1 protein-coding gene is annotated in these 1,015 nt (G+C 45.4%); it reads left to right on the top strand.

Annotation, left to right across the window (positions count from 1 at the left end):
• Positions 1-796 (top strand): ABC transporter ATP-binding protein (locus tag AWU74_RS06065; RefSeq protein WP_162504923.1); only part of this gene is annotated, 796 nt, incomplete at its 5' end.
• Positions 797-1,015 lie beyond the last annotated feature (219 nt).

Below are 1,015 nucleotides of genomic sequence, written 5' to 3' on the forward strand. Positions count from 1 at the left end.
CGAAATAAAATTGGAGAACGTTTCTTTTTCCTATAATCAGAACGCCGATATATCTTATGTGCTTGAGGATATTAACCTGTCGGTCGGAGACGGAGAATTTGTCTGCGTCCTCGGTTCTTCCGGCTGCGGGAAAAGCACCCTCATAACCCTGCTGGAAGGTTTGAATTTTCCTTCTGTCGGCAAGGTGCTTATCAACAACAATGAGGTAACCGGACCGGGGAAAGACCGATGCATAGTATTCCAGCATTATTCGCTATTCTCGTGGATGACCGCAAAGAAAAATATTTCTTTTGGGGTTAAACAGGTAAAAGGCAGCCTTTCCAATAAAGAAATAGACGATGTTTCCCGGGAATATCTGGCAAAGGTCGGCCTTGCGGATTATGAAAGCAAATATCCCCACCAGCTTTCGGGAGGCATGCAGCAAAGGGTTGCTATCGCACGGGCGCTGGCAATGGATCCGGATATTCTTTTGATGGACGAGCCATTCGGCGCTATCGACACAAAAAACCGGATGCTGCTTCAGAATATGCTTTTGCAGCTCTGTGTAAACGAGGAAAAAAGAAGAACCGTTGTTTTCATTACCCACGACGTTGACGAAGCCATATATTTATCCGACCGGATAGTTTTTATGCAGCCCAAACGAATCCGCGAAGAGATTCCGGTGAATTTCGGTCCGCGGCGTATCCGTTCGGAAATATTCGGCTCTGACGCATTTCTAAAACTGCGCAACCGTTTGGTCGGCTTCTTCTATGAAGATGCGGCTGACGCCATGGATATAAGCGGGGCGGTAATATGAGTCAAAAGAAATCTGCAAGCAATAAGATACTCAATTTATCCAACATTCTTTTTGCGGCAGCCGCAGGCATGGCTTTTGTTCCCACGGATTTTCATTTGGATCCACCGTGGGCATATCTTGCGGTATTGCTTTGGTTTGAAGCCGCGTTCATTATCAATTCTAATATAGGCAGAAAAAAACTTATCAACGTTGTTGACCTGTACAGTATTATTTTCAGCG

It is taken from the genome of Treponema endosymbiont of Eucomonympha sp., from assembly GCF_001028545.1.